Here is a 16084-nt window from a genome sequence, read left to right as displayed (position 1 = left end):
CCCGTTGCCCTATTACGTTCAACCGATCTTATATTTTCCCGAACGCGGGAGCGCGAGGGCCGTCGTCCCTGGATCAGGGGTAAAACCGCTGTCAAGACTGACGGCACCTAATCTTGTGCATATTTTGCAATAGAAGTCGCTACAACGTCCGTCCCCGACATCGCACTCTTTGAACGGCGAGCTACCGATCAAGCTGCAGCGTTTTCTGCACGAACACACCGAGAAACACGGTCTCTCCACCGCTGAATTTCTCGTCGATGGTAGTTGGCATCTGACGACTGTCTATCGATTAGGGGGAAACGGCCGCTTCGATTCTCTCGATCGAAGCCACATCGGAAACTGGGTTCGTACTCTCGAGATTCGGCGTCACTGATCCCACAGTTCGTGGCCAACAGTCAGGCAAGCGGTAGAGAGTATGTTGGACTCTCTTGGCACTACTATAATATACTCCTACCATAATCATCACTCAATGAATATCTTTCGTCGGAGGTGCTAAACAGTACAGGACGGTCAAAAATCACGCACCAACACACTACCGATACGACGATCCGTCGTTACCAGACACGGCGACCAACTCGAGACCGACAGTCGACCGTTGGCCTCACTCCTTGCGAGCCCAGTCACGAGCGCGTTCGATCGCGTCCTTCCAGCGCTCGTGGCGTCGATCGACGTCTTCGGTTTCCTCGGGAGTGAATTTCCGGTCAACCTGCCAGTTGTCTCGAAGTTCGTCGAGATCGTCCCAGTAGCCGACGGCGAGACCTGCAGCGTACGCGGAGCCAAGCGCGGTCGTCTCGTCGACTTCGGGACGGACGATCTCTACCTCGAGGATATCCGCCTGCTGCTGACAGAGGAAGTTGTTCTTCACCGCGCCCCCATCTACTTTGAGACTCGTGATCTCGAGCCCAGTGTCGGCTTCCATCGCCTCCGCGACGTCGAGCGTCTGGAAGGCGATCGATTCGAGCGTCGCACGGACGATGTGTTCCTTGCGAGTACCGCGGGTCATCCCGACGATCGCGCCCCGAGCGCGGCCGTCCCAGTACGGGGCGCCGAGGCCGGTAAACGCCGGCACCAAGTACACGCCATCGGTCGAGTCGACGCTTCGTGCCAGTTGCTCGGTCTGGCCCGGGTCGTCGATCAGACCGACGTCCTCGAGCCACTCGATCGCCGCGCCCGTCACGAAGATCGCTCCCTCGAGGGCGTACTGGACGGGTTCGCCCGAGCGCTGAAAGCCGATCGTCGTCAACAGCCCGTGATCGCTCGTGACTGCCTCGGTGCCGGTGTTCGTGAGGAAGAACGACCCTGTCCCGTAGGTGTTCTTCGCGTCACCCGGATCGAAGCACGTCTGGCCGAACAGCGCCGCCTGCTGGTCGCCCAGGGCACCTGCGACCGGAACCTCGGCACCGAGGAAGCCGTCCGCGTCGGTGTGGCCGTAGAGTGCCTCGTCGCTGGACGGACGGACCTCCGGCAGCATCGCCTCCGGAACTCCGAACTCCTCGAGGAGTTCGTCGTCCCACTCGAGGTCGTGAATGTTGTACAGCATGGTCCGCGAGGCGTTCGTCACCTCGGTGATGTGGTTGCCCGTGAGGTTGTAGATCACCCAGGAGTCGATCGTACCGAAGCAGAGCTCTCCGTCGGCCGCCCGTTCGTGGAAATCGGCCGGTCGCGAGCGCTGCATCTTGACCGGCGCAGCGTTGTCGAGCAGCCACTCGACTTTCGTCGCCGAAAAGTACGCGTCCGCCTCGAGGCCGGTTTTCTCGCGGATCTCCCCGACTTTGCCCTCCTCCTCGAGTTCTTCGATCCGGTCGGTCGTCCGCCGGTCTTGCCAGACGATCGCGTTGTGAACCGGCTCGCCCGTGTCACGCTCCCAGACGACGGTCGTCTCGCGCTGGTTGGTGACACCGATCGCCGCGAGTTGTTCGGCGTCGAGGTCGGCCGAGTCGAGCGCGGTCTCGATGACCTGCGTCGTCGTCTCCCAGATTTCTCTGGGGTCGTGTTCGACCCAGCCCGGTTCCGGGTAGATCTGTTCGTGTTTCTCGTAGGCGCTGGTGAGGATTCTCCCGCTCCGGTCGAATATCATAAACCGTGTGCCGGTCGTTCCTTGATCGATCGCACCGACGTATGTGTTTTCTGAGGACATGTGTGGTTGGTTTGTTCGTAATCAGTCGCCCCGTGTCTGCGACAGCTACGAGTACTGGCGTATCCTGGTCCGTGTGGACAATGCTCACCAGAGTCTTAAACTTATGGTGCCGCCAGTGAACCGTGGTTCGAACGACCGTCGAACACTACTGTCGGTGGAGGAGGACGTGGTCGACTGGCCGTCGCCGTGAACCAAGGAAGCGAGCGCTGCCGACCGAAATCTCCGGAGACGAAACAGGTAACGGTCGCAGTTCATCAGTACTCGTGTATCTGCTCGTCCGTAACGACCGTCTCGAGGAGGCCCACCGGTGTCGCGTCGTACGCGGGGTTCGCCACGTCGAACCCCTCCGACGGTTCGAGCAGTACTTCGGACGCCAATCGGTGCTCGTTTTCGAACACGAAGCCGCTGTCGATGAACTTCGTCGACGATCCGACGACCGTTGCCGGCACGTTCGACTCGGCCGCGGTTGCGATGATCGGGTACGTCCCCACGCGGTTGTACACGGTCTCCTCGATGATGCAGTTCATCCCGACCATGACTCGATCGCACTGGGAGAGGAAGTGCCCCGCAGCACTGTCGGTGATGAGCGTCACCGCGACACCGTCACGATCGGCTAGCTGGCGGGCGGTTTTCCGCCCGATGAAACGCGGCCGAGACTCCGTCACGTACAGTTCGAACTGCTTGCCCGCATCGAGAGCGTACTCGAGCGTTGCCATCACCGTCGAGGAGTTCTCGTGTGTCAACAACGCGTCTCCGTCCTCGATGAGCGTCGCTGCTCGTTCCGCGGCACGGTCCTTGCTCGACTCGACAGCAGTGACGACGGTCTGGATCGCAGTGAGCGTTCGTTCCTTCGCTTCCTCGACGGTGTCCGGATCGGACTCGGTAACGTCGGTGACGATACGTCGCTGTGTCGTGTACAGCGTCGCGTGCGAGGGGCTCGCACGGTGGAGCGCCCCGCTGTTTCGTTTCAGCGACCGGAGATACTCTTCGACGGTATAGAACTCCCGTTCGGTCAGTTCCCGGAGCGCTTCGGCAGCCTTCACTGCTACGATCGATGCACTCTGGGTCTGCATCTCCTCGATCTGTGTCACCGTCTCGTCTATCATACCACTTACTATGGTGCGCACCTACATGGAATTTCTCCCGAGGGAGGACAGTCGTCGTCGAAACGAGTTACTCGCTACTCATACTCGAGCGGCCAGCATCGGCCGCGCGGCCGCTGATTCGCAAGCGGGAGTGCACTGATTTTCGGCGACTACTACAGAGGCCGCGTTCGTGATCGGACAACACCCGACCCCCTCCCGCGAGTCCGCAGCGAGCAGGGCCCTTCCAGCAATACCCTTTTTATTGGAGACGAGAAAGAGGAGCGAAGAAGCAGATCCAGCCTCGGCTTGGGGTTTCTCGACGCGTCCGCGGACACGGAACGCTCTCACCCCACGAAGACGACTTGAGATCCACACGAACGGGTCACTCCCGAAGTCGTCTTCGCGACCGGACTGTCAAGCGTACGGTCACGAACAGTGTCTGTACGTTGTCATGGCTACGTACACTGGATCGCAGTCAGTGACATGAGGGAGCGAGAACCGGTCGAAATAATGTAGGTGTGACTATACGAGTGACGGAGGGGTTTACATACATACCATCGTATTCGAACTGGAACGATACGTTACGACTGGCTGGTACTATCGGGATGTGACTGCGAACGGAACTAACGGAGACCTATCGAACCGAGCCGTCACGCGGAAATCCGGGGCACTCAGCCGGAGTGCATACTTTTCTCTCTGGCCGGTGAACCGGTCGCTGTGACTACAGACTGGAACGTTCTCCTCCCGACCGATATCCACCCGTCGGGCCCGGAGTCGATAACGGATTTTGCACGGTGCACCGGTATGGACGAGTACGCCAGTTACGAAGCCGCACTCGAGGATATCGGACGGTACGACGCCGTCGTCCTCAGACTGGCGTCGGTCGACGACGACGTCCTCGACCGTGCGGATCGGTTGAAGGTCATCGCCAAACACGGGGCGGGCCTCGACTCGGTAGACGTCGAGGCGGCGTCACGTCGCAACATCGTCGTCTGTAACACACCCGGAGCCAACGCACGATCGGTAGCGGAACACGCTACTGCCCTGCTGTTCGGCGTCCGGCGAAACCTCGCAACCGCCGATAGACACGTCCGTGGTGCCGGCTGGGAACGCTCGGCGTTTACGGGCCGGGAGCTCACGGGCGACACGCTCGGACTGTTCGGGTTCGGAGCGATCGCCCGGGAGACGGCGGACCTGGCCCACGGAATCGGTCAGGACGTTCTCACGTACGATCCGTACGTTCCGGACGACGACGTGCCGGCACGGGTCGAGCGCGTCTCGGAGTTCGGTGAGCTGTTCGCCCGGTCCGACGCGGTGAGCGTCCACGTGCCGCTGACTCCGGAGACTCGCCACGCGGTCTCGGCGGACGAACTGGCAGCACTCGGCGAAACCGGCGTGCTCCTCAACACCGCACGGGGCGCTATCGTCGACGAAGCTGCGCTCCTCGAGGCGCTCGAGACGGGTGCGCTCGGCGGTGCCGGCCTCGACACCTTCGAGGAGGAGCCGCCGGGCGATGACCACCCACTGTACGCCCGCGACGACGTGATCTTGACGCCCCACGTCGGGGGCGTGACCCACGAGGCGCTCGTCCGCATGAGCCGGCGGGCAGCGGCGAACGTACGCCGGGTCTACGAGGGTGGGCTCCCCGAGTCGACGGTGAACCGCGAGGACCTGGACCTGGAGGTGACGTAATGCGAACCGAGAACGGACTCCGTCGCGCGCTCGAAGACGGTGAGACGGTGCTGGGGATGAATGCAGCGACGTTCTCACCGACGGTCGTCGAGACGGCCGGTTATCTCGGGCTGGATTACGTCTGGCTCGACTTCGAGCACGGCGGACCGAGCCCGTACGACAGCACCGCCTTCGAGGAGCTGAGCCGGGCGGCCGAAACGGCCGACGTCGAACTGCTGGTTCGGCTGCCGGCACCGGACCCCCCACTCGTCAGGAAGGTACTCGACGCCGGCGTTCGAACGATTCTGCTCCCCCGAATCGAGACGGCAAGCGAGTTACGCCGGGGGATCGAGGCGGCGTACTTCTCGTACGACGGCGACGTCGGCGATAGAGGGGAGGGAATCGGTCGGTCGGGCGAGTGGGCCGGCTACGCCGACAGCTACGTCGCCGGGGAAGACGACGAGGTTCTGGTGGGGACGATGATCGAGAACGAACGGGCCGTCGAGAACATCGAGGACATCCTCGCCGTGCCCCGGCTCGGGTTCGCCTTCGTCGGTCCGGCAGACCTGGCGATGTCGCTGTCTGCCGGTGACCCCACAGCGAAGCACCCCGACGCCGTAGCGTCCGCGATCGACCGAACGCTCGAGGCCTGTCTCGCGGCCGGTATCCCGATCGGTCGGATCCGGAACGACGCCACCGCTGCGCAGGCGGCGATCGACGCCGGCTACCGGATCGTTCGGATCGGTGGGGACGTCTCGTCGATCCGCGAGACACTCGAGGGTCGGATGGACGAACTCGAGCGATAATCGAGCCCGTCCGTTGCACGGTCCGTAGCTTTCGGCAGGCGGATGTCGTCGTCGGGAGACGTTCGGTACGGGGTGAGGTTGGAATCGGGGATCTCACGGGTCAGCAACCGTCGCCAGCTTCCGGTCCGTAACCGACGTTTATTGCACTGTCTCGCGTGGGTCTCACATGGAGCGATACGACCGACTCTACCAGCTGTACGAGAACCACGACACCGACACCCTGCGTGCTCTGCAGGACCTCGTCGATCTCTTTCCGGCGATCGACTCCCGCGTCGCACTCGATCGCTGGCAGGAGGCCAGCGAGGAACTCGCCGACGGCAAGGCCGAAATCCGCGACGCGTTTCCCGCGGTCGGGGCGACGTTCGCGGATCTGGCGACCCGGGCGACGCGGGAGCAGGCCTTTACCGCGCTCGACCTCTACGAGAAGTACGACCGCGCGGTGAACGTGTTCGTCCTCGACGTCGACGAAACACTGCGCTCGACGGGAAGCACCGACAACGAAATTCCCCGCGACACGATCAATCTCCTCACCAAGTTCCACGAGGCGGGCGTTCCGATCGTCATCTGTACCGGGCAGACCCTGGAGAACGTCAAGGGGTTCGCGATCCAGGGGCTGGGCAGCGAGATCGTTCACTCGGGGAACCTCAGCATCGTGTACGAAACCGGGACGGGCGTGTTCACGCCGAGACACGGCAGCGACACCAAACAGTTGCTCTACGCGGATCTGGACGCGGAGATCCAGACCGTGTTCACCGACATCCGATCGCGCATTCTCTCGGAGGCCCCCGAGCGGCTCCGTACGGGCTGTCACCTGCAGGGCAACGAGTTCAACGTCACGATGAAACCCAACTACGAGACGGGATCGAACGCCGCGCGCGAGACTATCGACGACGCGCTCGTCTACGAACTCGATCTCCTCGGTGACGCCGTCACCAGCCTGGAACACGTCGGAGACGTCGCGATCGAAACCGCTCAGGACTGGGCACGCGCCTACTACGCCGACCAGGATCCCGAAATCCGTCTGGTTCTCGAGCAACAAGGGGGGCTCCCGGCCGCAGCCCCGGCGGACGTTCCCGAGGACGTCCGGAGCGTGTTCGATCGGATCGACGTCGGCTACTACGAGGGTGATGCAGCCGAAATCGGCAGTCTCGAGCTGAGCAAGGTGGTCGGCGTTGAGGCGGCCTTCGACGTGCTCGGGATCGACGACCCGTTCACGATCGTCATGGGCGACTCCAAGAGCGACCTGCGGGTGATGCGCTGGGTCGCCGAAAACGACGCGGGGCTCGCTGCCGCCCCGGATCACGCCTCACAGAGCGTCCTGAATCACGTGCTCTCGACGGACGAACTCGTCTTCGACCGGGGGCGTGCCAGCGACGTTCTCCGGACCGTGTACGCGCTCAACCGGCTGGCGCGAGAGCAGTAGCTCCACCTGCCCGTCAGTCCAGTGCGGCTTCGAGCCTGTCGACGTACTCGGTCGTCCCGATGTGAACCGGAACGCGCTGGTGCAGGTCCTCCGGGGGCACCTCGAGGATCGATCGGTCGCCGTCCGAGGAACGCCCGCCGGCGGCCTCGACGATGTAACCGATCGGGTTCCCCTCGTACAGCAGCCGAAGCTTGCTCTCCGGTGCCGACCGGAGCGGTGGGTACGCGAAGATCCCGCCGTAGCTGAGCACCTGATTGATGTCGCCGATCATCGCGCCGCTGTACCGGAGTTTGAGCTCCTGCTCGATCTCGCGGACGAACGCTTCGACCTCGGCGGGCCACTCGGAGACACGCCCCCCGAATCCGAACACGCCCTTGTCGCCGGCCTCGTCCGGGATACGGACGTCCTCTCGGACGACGGCCCGGTCACCGTCCTCGATGACGTACTCGGTAACGGACCCCTCGGTCGCGGCGACCATCGTCGTCCGTGGCCCGTAGAGCACGTACGCGGCACCGACGAGTTTGTCGCCGCTGGCTGGAAGCGCTCCGTCGTAGATCCCGACGATGGTTCCGGCCGCGTTGTTGGTCTCGATGTTCGACGAGCCGTCGACCGGGTCGACGGCGACGCCGTACCCCTCATCCTCCCCATCGCCGTCGGTAACGAGTTCGTCGCGCTCTTCGCTTGCGTACTCGTTCACGCCGTCGATCGGACGCAACCGCTCCTCGAGCAACCGGTCGGCGTGGACGTCGGCCGCGATCTGTTTCTCCCCGCTCGGGTTCTCCTCGCTCTCGAAGCCGACGCGGTCGACGAGCGTGGCGCGGATCTCGGGCGCGGTCGCGGCGACGACGTCGAACACCTCCTCGGTCGTTGCGTCACTCATCGCGGGCGTCCTCCTCGAGTCCTGCGTTCGTCAGCGCGGTGTCGACCGTCGCGTCCTCGAAGACGATCGCCTCCAGTGCGTCGAGAATCGCCGACGGGTCCTCATGTTGCCAGACGTTCCTGCCGACGGCGACGCCGTCCCCGCCGACGTCCATGGTGGCCCGGACGTCCTCGAGGAACGCGCGATCGGTGGTCTTCGACCCGCCGGACATGACGACCTTGGAGTCCGCGGCCATCCGGACGACGTCCGCCATCGCGCTCTCCGAGCCGGGGTACTTGACCTTCGTCACGTCCGCGCCGAGTTCGAGTCCCAGCCGTGCCGCGTACTGAATGACCTCGGGCTTCGAGGCGTTTTTGATCCCCTGTCCGCGCGGGTACCCCCACAGCACTACCGGGAGGTCGTGCTCGCGGGCGCTCTCCTGGGCCTCGCGGAACTCCTCTGCCATGCCGATCTCGTTGTTCGCACCGGCGTAGATCGTGAATCCGACCGAGGACGCGCCGATCTCGTTCGCGTAGTCCACGGAGCAGTTGACCGCGGTGTCGGGTTCGCCCATCCAGAGGTTCGAGGTTCCGTTGAGTTTCACCAGTAGGTCGACGTCGTCTTCGTAGGAGGGATAGTATCCCTCCGCGAGTCCCTTCTGGACGGCGAGCGAGGTGACAGCCGGATGCGTGGCGGCCTCGAACACCGGTCTCGGATCCGCACGCTCGAGCATTCCGGTGAAATCCGCCGGTCCGTGTTCTATCCCGTGATCGTATGCCAGGATGACGATCTTGCCATCGCTGGCGAGGGGCGTCTCGTCTATCGGGTACATTCCCTCTATTTCTCACCCGTAGCACTATTACTCTAGCTATATGAACTATTCTGACACGGTCACTTTCGAACGAACGTCGGGTCGAGAGACCCCCGATTCGTGTATCGGAGACGGAAAAAGAGCGGACAGCGACGGTTACGAAAGCGACGGTGTCGTGCAATCGATTGGAGAGCAGTGTTTTCTACTGGTCGACGAATCACGCATCCGCCTCGAGAGCAGCTCCCTTTGCGTTCTGCGGACTCCCAGCAGGGCGTTCGCCGTCCACCTTCAGCAGGCTGGCTGTTCGCTCCGAGAGATAACGTGGTTCTCGCGGAGCGATACGTCAACGCCTCTCACGGGAGCGGTCCGGAGCCGAGTACGTTGACTAGCTGACAGCAATCGAGGCACGCCAGCGGCTTCGCCATCGCGGGTCGATGGTGACCGAACTGCTGTCGAGATCGACGGCGCCCAGTATTGTATTCAAACTGCAACAGAAAAGGGCTGCAGCTGAATCTCGACGTCTCGTAAGATATGATATATGATCTCGAGTTGAAGACGCCGCTTTTACCATCGAATCCGTAGAAAGCGCAGTGTTTGGGCTACCATGTTGTATTGTATGATCCGTCTATTGATGTTTTTCTCGAGTAGATCTGGTTGGTCGACTTGGTCCACCGATCGAAGCCTTGCTAAAGGCATCTCTGACCCTCAAAGTTCCATTATTCCTCTCAGCGACTCGCGGAGTGAATAGTCAGGTGCGCATCCAGCCGCTCTTGGGGGATTGTTACATTGCTACGGTCGCGGTTAGTTGGGGCTGTCGAATGACCTCGAAACCACCTCGAACGTCGAACCGGTAGACCACTACCGGTCCGACTCCGAGCTGTGACCTCAGTTCTTCGTCGGACTGCGTAGCACCCCAAAGACGTAATACCGGTTCCGTCCGATCGTCTGCAATGGGATCGCCGATCGAGGAGATCGAATTTATCGCCAGTTCGAACCACCGGGTCGGAATACTCGATGCGCTCGCCGAACGGGAGTACGACCGGGCTGACCTGCGATCACTGACTGGCGCCCACGCCTCGACCGTCGGACGCGTCCTCGGCGATTTCGAGGAACGACGGTGGATCGAACGGAACGGACCGACGTACGAACTCACGCCACTCGGCGAGTTCGTCGCCGAACGCTTCGGCGAACTGCACGACGCGATGGAGACCGAAATGAAACTCCGCGACGTCTGGCAGTGGCTCCCGCGGGAGATGGAGGGGTTCTCCGCGGAGCTGTTCGCGGACGCCGTCGTCTCCTATCCGGCCCCGGGCTACCCGTACGAACCGGTCGATCGAGTGGTCCAACTGGTCGACGAAAGCGAGTCGGTGCACGCGCTCGGAGCGACCGTGTTCAAATCGGTCGCCAACGAGGCGTTCTGTCAGGCCGTCGATGACGGCACGGAGATCGAGGTCGTGTACTCGCCGGCCGTCCTGGCGGCGACCGTCGCATGGGACCCCGACCGTTTCGAGGAAGTGGTTGCCCGGGACCACTGTACCGTTCTCGTCCACGACGATCTCCCCGACAGGACGCGCTGTGGAATCGACATCTTCGACGATCGCGTGGGTATCTGCTGTCACGACACCGAAACCAGGGCGCTGCGGGCGTGGGTCGACAGCGACGCGCCCGAGGCCAGAGCGTGGGCGCGAACCGTCTTCGAGCGGTACCGCGAGGAGGCGCGACCGGTCGACGAAGACGCACTCGAGACGCCGGTTCCCGAGCAGTTCACGGTCCCGTAGCCAGGTCGTGGTGACCGATCTCGGCTGAGCCTCCGACGGCCGATGTGCAGTCGAGTGCGGTGATCGACGCGTCTCGGTTGCACACCGCGCAATATTTCACTAGATAGTTACACGACTACTCCCGGCGTCGCTCCAGGTGAAGGTAGGTAATCGAACCATGACCGAACACACACTCTCCGACACGGCTACCGAGATGGAAACAGTCACGTCGGCCGACGGAACCGAAATCGCGTTCGAACGAACGGGACGCGGGACACCGTTCGTGCTCGTCCACGGAGCGAGCATCGATCACCGGTACTGGGATCTCTCCGGTGTCCGCGACACCGTCGCCGAACGCCACACCGTCTACGCGATGGACTGTCGCGGTCACGGCGAGAGCGAACACCCCGGCGAGTTCGAGCTAGAGCGGGAGTTCGAGGACGTCGTCGCGGTCGTCGACTCGATCGACGAGCCCGTGGCCCTGCTCGCGGAGTCCGGCGGCGCGTTCCACGCGCTCGAAGCGGCCCTGCGAACCGACAACCTCCGCAGCCTCGTCCTGCACGAACCCGCCGTTCCGGGGTTCGAAGCCGCACTCGACGTCGACGAGGTGTTCGCGACTATGCTGGCGTTGCTGGACGACGGCGAGAACGACCGAGCAGTCACGGTCTTTCTGGAGGAGCTCGCCCTGCTCACGCCCGACGAGCTCGAGGCGCTGCACACGGATCCGACGTGGCCGGCGTACGTCGACACCTTCCTCGAGACGATCCTCCCCAAGCTGGAAGCGGCAGTCGCCGCCGACTACGAGTTCGACCCGGACCGGTTCGCGGAGCTGACCGTCCCGACGCTGCTCGTCGCGGGTAGCGAGAGCGGCGAGTGGCTTCTCGATGCGACGGACGCGGTCGCCGACGCGCTGCCGAACGGCCGAGTCGTCACCATCGACGGACACGGACACGAGGCGAACGTCACCGCGCCGGACCGGTTTACGAACGAGGTGCTCGCGTTTACCCGTGACCGACGGTGATCCGTCCGCGATGAACGCGGCTTCGGCTATACTGTTTTGGTGTGTCACCGAGTAGCAACCGTATGAGTGCGACACTCGACGAGGTCGAGTTCCTCGCCAGTTCCGCCCACCGCACCGGGGTTCTGGAAGCGCTGACCGAGCGCCCGTGTGACCGACACGACCTGCGCGAGGCGACGGGTGCGTCCGCGCCGACTATCGGCCGCGTGCTCGCCGACTTCGAGGAGCGACACTGGATCGAGCGCGACGGCAGGTGGTATCGGCTGACCGGGTTAGGCGAGTTCGTCGCCGACCGACTGGCGGCGTTCGTCGACGCGATGGCGCTCGAGCGTCGGCTTCGCGACGTCTCCCCGTGGCTCCCGTACGAACTCGACGGCTTTCGGGTAGACTTGCTCGCCGACGCGGTGGTCTCGTACCCAGGTCCAGGATATCCGTACGAACCGATGGAGCGGAATCGAGACCTCATCGACGACACCGAGACGGTTCGGGGGTTCGGAATGGTACTATTGAAGGCGAGCGTCCTCGAGCACTTCTTCGAGAGCGTCTTCGACGGGCTGGCGGTGACGATGATCTACCCGCCTGCGGTGTTCGAGTCCGTCCACGCGTGGAATCCCGAGCTCGTCTCGGAGGCGGCCGAGCTCGACACCCACGACGTGTACATCCACGACGATCTCCCGAACAGCGACTGGTGCGGTATCTGTCTCACGGACGACCACCTGAGCGTCTGCTGTTACGAACCCGATTCCGGGATGATCCGATCGCTCGTCGACACCGACGCGCCGCGGGCGTACGAGTGGGGGGAGTCGATCGTCGAGCGATATCGCGCGGCTGCGACGCCCCTCGACGAAGCGGGGGACCTCCTCTCGGTCGATCCGCTCGCGTGATCCAGCCGCCGAATCGAACCGATGTCGACGACGCCGAACTCGTTCTCGGACGCTCGAGCGTTCACGATGTGAAACGATTTCACGCGGGCGATTGACGCCGGTTCGCGGCGTACTCTCCGTTCGTAGTACTATGAGCGATCAGACACGCCGATCGACCGGCTGGCAGCTCGACCGCAGCGCCCCCGAAGCCTACGAGCGGTACCTCGTGCCGGCGATTTTCGTCCCGTGGGCGGAACGCCTCGTCGACCGAGCCGACGTCGGGAACGGGGATCGGGTGCTCGACGTCGCCTGTGGAACCGGCGTCGTGGCGCGACACGCTGCCGCCCGAGTCGGCGACGCTGGCTCGGTGGTCGGGCTCGACGTCAACGAGGGGATGCTCGAGGTGGCAGCGAGGACCGCAGCGGAGGCGCAACTCGAAATCGAGTGGCGAGCGGGCGATGCGACGGAGTTGCCGTTCTCCGGAGGCGGGTTCGACGCCGTCTGCTGCCAGCAGGCGCTCCAGTTCGTCGACGATCCGACGGCTGCACTCGAGGAGATGGGTCGCGTCTGCGGGTCGGACGGATGCGTGGTGATAAGCGTCTGGCGGCCACTGGAGCACCAGCCCGGATACGTCGTGCTGGCCGAGGCGCTGGAGCGCCACGTCGGCGAGGACGCCGGTGCGATGATGCGCTCGCCGTTTCCCGCGTGGCACGAGGAGGAGCTTCGAACGTTCGCCCGCGATGCCGGGTTCGGTGAGGTGTCGGTCGCGATCGAGATCGGCTCGGTGCGTTACCCCTCGGCCGAGGAGTTCGTGCGTCGGGAGGCGGCGAGTTCGCCGCTGGCCGAGCCCATCAGCGGCGTCGGTCGGAACGTTCGAGATGCGCTCGTCTCGGCCGTCGAGGACGGACTCGAGGCGTATACCGACGACGACGGGATCGTCTTCCCGATAGAATCGTTCGTCCTCACTCTGCGATAGCGGAGCAGGGGTGGTTCCCCTCAACCCCCGGAAACCGCGAGCTTTGGGTAAGAAACCCCGGGGACCGACCGTTTCCAGAGCGCGAAATGATTTCACGCGGGCGATTGGCGCCGGTTCGCAGCGTCGTTTTTCGTTGAGACGATGACGGCAGCCGACCGTCGGACGGCGAACACGGAGGACGGACCGATACGGATCGAGGATCTCGACCAGCGCGATGTCGGCTATGGCCGACGACGCCGCGGGCGGTTCGACGGTAACTCGATCTCGAGCGATCGGTCTCCCTCGAGGCAGTCGTGCTCACCCCGGGAAGCCACAGGCCGGGGTCGTCACTACCTAGAGACATCTGGTGGAAGAACCGACGGTGTCCGAACTGCTCGAGGTCCACCACGGCATTTCGCAGGCTGGGCTGCTCCCGGTCGAGTCGATCAATGACGTCCAGTCAACTCGGGAAACCGGTCCTACAGAGTGTCGCGTGAGCAGTCACGCACTCGCTGCAAGATCTGGCCGGAATAGGTTCTGTATGACGACTAAACAAACTCGAGAAGAGCGATCGGATCGATCGAGGTGTCGGTAGGAGGTCAGACTGGAGCCTACAACTATCCGTTCGTCTGAACGGGCCGGCCGGAGCCACCAACCATCGGTGACTGGGTAGTTTCGTCGAAAGTATTGTCAGTACCGAACATTGGCGACTGAGGTTGGCCCGTTCTACTTTCGCTACCGACCATCGGGGTTCGTGGTTCCGTTACTTCTCGAGAGTCGAGTTCGTGATACATGACTGCTTGATTATTTACGCCATGTAGTAAAACATCTTTTGGTTCTTGGAAATATCCTTCACTATCTTACATCGCATACGTACGTTTCCGTGCACAATAATGTGGTTTTCAAACACTATTGTTAGCCGTTGATTGCCACGGACTGACTGCACAAGCTGTTGTGGAGCCACGTACTACGACGGGTGACGGCTCCGGCCAGTCCGTCCGGACGAACGAGGAATCCGATTGGCGACGATAACCCGTATCGTCTGTCCATCCCGCCGCTCATTACAAAGATTCACGTCCGCCTTGACCTTTTTACCAAGACGACGGAGACTGGACTCGAGATTGTTCCAGTCGACAACTCGCGTCAGATACGGAGTGTGTTACCTACGGGATGTCTCAAAACACGTACGTCGGTTCAATCAACCAGGGAACGGCGGGGACTCGGTTCAGTGTCTTTGATCACGGCGGGAACGTCGTCTCGAGCGCCTCTCGCACACACGAACAGTTGTATCCGAATCAGGGGTGGGTCGAGCACGACCCGATGGAAATCTGGGACAACACCAAACGTGTAATCACCGACGCACTCGAGCGTGGTCCCCTCGAGGCGAACCAGCTGGAAGCGATCGGTGTAGCGAACCAGCGAGAGACGATCGTCCTCTGGGACGCGTCGACAGGGAAGCCGGTTACGAACGCGATCGTCTGGCAAGACCGTCGAACGACGGATCGGATCGAGCGCCTCGAGGCTGAAGACAAAGTCGACGCCGTCCGGTACAAAACTGGACTCGAGCCGAATGCGTACTTTTCGGCACCGAAAGCCGAGTGGCTGCTCGATAACACCGATCCGATCACACTCAGCCGGTTGCGTTCTCGAGATGTCCGCGACCGAGCGGCGGACGGAGAGCTGCTCCTCGGAACGATCGACAGTTGGCTCGTATACAATCTAACGGGCAATCACGTGACGGACGTTACCAATGCGTCTCGAACGATGCTGTTCAATACGTTCGATCTGGAGTGGGACGACGATCTTCTGGCGGAGTTCAACGTTCCGGCGGCCGCGCTCCCGGAGGTTCGGCCCTCCGCTGACGAAGCGCTTTACGGACGGACGGATCCGGCCGGCTTCCTGGGAGCGGAAATCCCCGTTGCGGCGGCACTCGGTGACCAACAGGCGGCGTTGTTCGGACAGACCTGCTTCGAGCCAGGCGAGACGAAAACGACCTACGGAACGGGATCGTTCATGCTCATGAACACCGGCGAACGGGCCGTGATGAGCGAACACGGGCTACTCACCACGGTCGGATTTCAGCTGTCGGGAGACCCTGCACAGTACGCGCTTGAGGGTCCGATTTTCACTACTGGAGCGGCGATAGAGTGGCTCGAACAACTTTCGCTTATCGAGGACCCCGCGGAGTCCGAACAGCTTGCCCGGCGGGTCGAGTCGACTGACGGCGTCTATTTCGTGCCGGCGCTTACCGGGCTCGGGGCCCCACACTGGGACCAGCGGGCACGCGGGACCATCGTCGGACTGACACGAGACACACGTCGTGAACACCTGGTTCGTGCTGCGCTCGAGTCGATCGCCTTCCAGACACGGGACGTCGCCGAGGCGATGGTCGAAGACGCATCGATCTCGCTCTCGACGCTTCGCGTTGACGGCGGCGCTGTCCGGAATACCTTCCTTTGTCAACTTCAGGCGACGATCTTGCAAAACGAGATCATCCGTCCAGTGGTCGACGAAACGACCGCCCTCGGCGCTGCGTACGCCGCTGGGCTCGCCGTCGACTACTGGGCCTCTCTCGACGAACTCGAGGAGAACTGGCAAGTCGACCGGACGTTCGTTCCGACGGAAGGGACGAACGTCGAACAGCGATACAAACGGTGGCAAGAGGCGATTCTTCGATCAGCTGACTGGGCGTGACAGCT

Annotated in this window: 12 protein-coding genes; 8 read left to right on the top strand and 4 right to left on the bottom strand. The window is 62.8% G+C overall.

What is annotated here, in order from left to right; all coding sequences use genetic code 11:
- Window positions 1-601: 601 nt before the first annotated feature.
- Window positions 602-2137: a glycerol kinase GlpK gene (glpK, locus tag QA609_RS06275; protein ID WP_278301727.1), complete on the bottom strand. Its 1536-nt coding sequence runs from the start codon at window positions 2135-2137 to the stop codon at window positions 602-604.
- A 254-nt stretch (window positions 2138-2391) separates the two neighbouring features.
- On the bottom strand, window positions 2392-3243 hold the full coding sequence (locus QA609_RS06270; protein ID WP_278301726.1) for a translation initiation factor eIF-2B: 852 nt from the start codon (window positions 3241-3243) through the stop codon (window positions 2392-2394).
- Window positions 3244-4026: 783 nt separating this feature from the next.
- Between QA609_RS06270 and QA609_RS06265 the strand changes: the two genes are divergently transcribed.
- The 3 genes from QA609_RS06265 (at window position 4027) to QA609_RS06255 (ending at window position 7122) form a co-directional block, all read left to right on the top strand.
- Entirely contained in the window at window positions 4027-4914 is an 888-nt protein-coding gene (locus QA609_RS06265) for a hydroxyacid dehydrogenase (protein WP_278301725.1), read from the top strand.
- Complete coding sequence (locus tag QA609_RS06260) at window positions 4914-5699, top strand: aldolase/citrate lyase family protein (protein WP_278301724.1); 786 nt, start codon at window positions 4914-4916, stop codon at window positions 5697-5699. Before QA609_RS06265 ends, QA609_RS06260 begins: the two co-directional genes overlap by 1 nt.
- A 166-nt stretch (window positions 5700-5865) precedes the next feature.
- Window positions 5866-7122, top strand: a complete 1257-nt coding sequence (locus QA609_RS06255; RefSeq protein ID WP_278301723.1) for an HAD hydrolase family protein — start codon at window positions 5866-5868, stop codon at window positions 7120-7122.
- Window positions 7123-7135: 13 nt separating this feature from the next.
- Here QA609_RS06255 and QA609_RS06250 read toward each other — a convergent pair whose 3' ends face one another.
- Window positions 7136-8002, bottom strand: a complete 867-nt coding sequence (locus QA609_RS06250) for a class 1 fructose-bisphosphatase (RefSeq protein WP_278301722.1) — start codon at window positions 8000-8002, stop codon at window positions 7136-7138.
- Complete coding sequence (locus tag QA609_RS06245; RefSeq protein WP_278301721.1) at window positions 7995-8813, bottom strand: aldolase; 819 nt, start codon at window positions 8811-8813, stop codon at window positions 7995-7997. The genes QA609_RS06250 and QA609_RS06245 overlap by 8 nt, the downstream gene beginning before the upstream one ends.
- Window positions 8814-9742: 929 nt before the next feature.
- Here QA609_RS06245 and QA609_RS06240 point away from each other — a divergent pair.
- The 5 genes from QA609_RS06240 to glpK (QA609_RS06220) all read left to right on the top strand — a co-directional run bounded on the left by QA609_RS06240 (window position 9743) and on the right by glpK (QA609_RS06220) (window position 16079).
- The gene (locus QA609_RS06240) at window positions 9743-10570 is read left to right on the top strand and encodes a transcriptional regulator (protein ID WP_278301720.1); all 828 of its coding nucleotides are present in this window, start codon (window positions 9743-9745) and stop codon (window positions 10568-10570) included.
- Window positions 10571-10727: 157 nt separating this feature from the next.
- Window positions 10728-11570, top strand: a complete 843-nt coding sequence (locus QA609_RS06235; RefSeq protein WP_278301719.1) for an alpha/beta hydrolase — start codon at window positions 10728-10730, stop codon at window positions 11568-11570.
- 62 nt (window positions 11571-11632) lie between these two features.
- Window positions 11633-12451, top strand: coding sequence for a transcriptional regulator (locus QA609_RS06230; protein WP_278301718.1), 819 nt, complete (start codon window positions 11633-11635; stop codon window positions 12449-12451).
- 130 nt (window positions 12452-12581) lie between these two features.
- Window positions 12582-13406, top strand: a complete 825-nt coding sequence (locus QA609_RS06225; protein WP_278301717.1) for a methyltransferase domain-containing protein — start codon at window positions 12582-12584, stop codon at window positions 13404-13406.
- Window positions 13407-14555: 1149 nt separating this feature from the next.
- Window positions 14556-16079, top strand: a complete 1524-nt coding sequence (glpK, locus tag QA609_RS06220) for a glycerol kinase GlpK (RefSeq protein WP_278301716.1) — start codon at window positions 14556-14558, stop codon at window positions 16077-16079.
- The last annotated feature ends 5 nt before the right edge of the window (window positions 16080-16084 follow it).

It is taken from the genome of Natronococcus sp. A-GB7, assembly GCF_029688865.1.
Lineage (GTDB): Archaea > Halobacteriota > Halobacteria > Halobacteriales > Natrialbaceae > Natronococcus.
The sequence above is the reverse complement of the archived record's forward strand: the minus strand, read 5'-3'. Positions and strand labels throughout refer to the sequence as shown.